Annotated in this window: 3 protein-coding genes; 1 reads left to right on the top strand and 2 read right to left on the bottom strand. The window is 71.1% G+C overall.

The window, feature by feature from the left end:
• Both ACOADB_RS09280 and ACOADB_RS09285 read right to left on the bottom strand, forming a co-directional pair.
• Nucleotides 1–781, bottom strand: a 781-nt coding sequence (locus ACOADB_RS09280) for an ABC transporter permease (RefSeq protein WP_378597671.1), incomplete at its 3' end; no start/stop codon positions are given.
• On the bottom strand, nt 778–1,806 hold the full coding sequence (locus ACOADB_RS09285; RefSeq protein WP_378597672.1) for an ABC transporter ATP-binding protein: 1,029 nt from the start codon (nt 1,804–1,806) through the stop codon (nt 778–780). The genes ACOADB_RS09285 and ACOADB_RS09280, both read right to left, overlap by 4 nt.
• Nucleotides 1,807–1,869: 63 nt before the next feature.
• Here ACOADB_RS09285 and ACOADB_RS09290 point away from each other — a divergent pair.
• Nucleotides 1,870–2,322, top strand: a 453-nt coding sequence (locus ACOADB_RS09290; protein ID WP_378597673.1) for a helix-turn-helix transcriptional regulator, incomplete at its 3' end; no start/stop codon positions are given.

Here is a 2,322-nt window from a genome sequence, read left to right on the forward strand (position 1 = left end):
ACAGGCCGAACGCACCGACCAGGACCGAGGCACCGAAGCCGGCTGCCAGGGTGTCCATCGGGAACGAGCCGGCGAACAGGTGCCGCTCGGCGTCGACGACGTACTTCATCGGGTTGAGGTCGGAGGCGGTCTTCAACCAGCCCGGCGCCCCGTCGATCGGCAGCAGCACTCCGCTGAGCAGCAGGAGCGGGAAGATCGCCGTCTGCTGCACGGTCCAGAACACCCACGCCTGCTCCTTCGCCGCGATGGCGAGCGCCAGGCTCAGCGCGCCGAGGCCGACGCTGAACGGGACGAGCACCACGATGCCGGTCAGCACGCCGAGAAGGTGCAGGTCGAAGCTGAACGGCGTCACGACGGCCACGATGATCACGGTCTGCAGGACCAGCGGCACCATCTCGCGCAGCGACTTCCCGACCATGAGGGCGGAGCGCCGGACGGGCGAGACGAGCAGTCGCTCGAAGGAGCCGCTGATGATCTCCTCGCTCAGGTTGGCTCCGGTGAACGACGCGCTCATCAGCGCGGTCATGGCCACGATGCCGGGCACGAACCACTGCAGTGCCGAGCCGTCGCCGGTGTCCGGCAGCAGCGGCGCGAACAGGCCGAGGAAGACCAGCGGCTGCACCATCGCGAACAGCACGGACACGGGCTGGCGCAGCACCGGCTGCAGCTCGCGGACGAGGACGTTGACGATGTCGGCGACCAGGCCGACCGGCTTCGCCGGGACAGGGGTACGACGAACGGCGGGCGCCGTGGCCGTGGGGGCTTCGATGTCGATGGTCATGCTGCCGCTCCTTCAGTCGTGGCGGTCGTGGCGTTCTCGTTCTGGGACTCACGCAGGCTGCGGCCGGTGAGGTTGAGGAAGACGTCGTCGAGCGTGGGGCCCGCGACCTCGAGGCGGGTGACAGGTGTGCCGGCGGCGGCGAGGTCGGCGACCAGGCCGGGCGCCGCGTCGCGGCCGTAGGCGGCGCGCACGGAGACGTGGGTGCCGTTGACCGTGATCTGCGCGCCGGCGATGCGGTCGGCCCGCTCGGCTGCTGCCCGAGCGGCGTGCACGTCGGCGAACTCCATCGCGACGAGGTCCCCGAGGGCCGACTTGAGAGCACCGGCGGTGTCGTCGGCGATCACCTCGCCGTGGTCGATGACGATCACGCGGCCGGCAAGGGCGTCGGCCTCCTCGAGGTAGTGCGTCGTCAGCACGATCGTGGTGCCGAGGTCGGCGTTGAGCCGGCGCACCTGCTCCTGCAGGTTGGCCCGGTTCTGCGGGTCGAGGCCGGTGGACGGCTCGTCGAGGAACAGGATCGGCGGCTCCTGCACCAGACCGATCGCAACGTCGAGCCGACGACGCTGGCCGCCCGACAGCTGGGCAACCGGCCGGCCGGCGTGCTCAGTCAGGTCGAACGCCTCGAGCAGCTCCTCGGTGCGGATGCGCGCGTCGCGGCGCGAGAGGCCGTGCGCGCGGGCCTGGCACATCACCTCGTCGCGGCCGCGGAACTGGTGGCCCGCGGCATTGCCCTGGCCGACGTACCCGATCGAGCGCCGGACGGCGGCGCGGTCGCGGACGACGTCGAAGCCGGCGACCTCCGCGGAGCCCTCGGTCGGCGCGATCAGGGTCGTGAGCATCCGCAACGTCGTCGACTTGCCGGCGCCGTTCGGTCCGAGGAAGGCGACCAGCTCGCCGGCCGCCACCTCCAGGTCGAGGCCGCGCACGGCCTCGATCGTGTCCTTGCCTCGCGTGAAGTGGCGGGTCAGTCCGACGGTGCGGATCACCGGGCCACTGTTCTGGAACTTGCTCTGGTTCATCTCCATGACGACAACGCTAAGGAGCCTTTAGGTCAGTTTCTGTCCTGAATCAGAACTAGTCTGGAGAACATGAGTACGAGCGCCCGGATGCTCCGCCTGCTGTCCCTGCTGCAGACCCATCGGTTCTGGGCCGGTGGCGACCTGGCCGACCGGCTGGAGGTCAGCGAGCGCACCGTGCGCCGCGACGTGGAGCGACTGCGCGACCTCGGCTACGACGTCGACGCGGTGCGCGGGGTGGCCGGCGGCTACCAGCTGCGGGCGGGCGGCGCGATGGCTCCGTTGCTGCTCGAGGACGACGAGGCGGTCGCCATCGCGGTCGGCCTCCGCTCGGCGGCCGGCGGCGGCGTACCCGGCTTCGAGGACACCGCCGTGCAGGCGCTGACCAAGGTGATCGGCCTGATGCCGCCGCGCCTGCGCCGGCGGATGGATGCCCTCAAGACGCAGACCGACGCGCTCCCCTGGTCCGGCGGGCCGACGCTCGACGCGGAGGTGCTGACCACGCTCGCCCAGGCCTGTCGTGAC

It is taken from the genome of Nocardioides sp. CPCC 206348, from assembly GCF_048654705.1.
Classification (GTDB): Bacteria; Actinomycetota; Actinomycetes; order Propionibacteriales; family Nocardioidaceae; genus Nocardioides.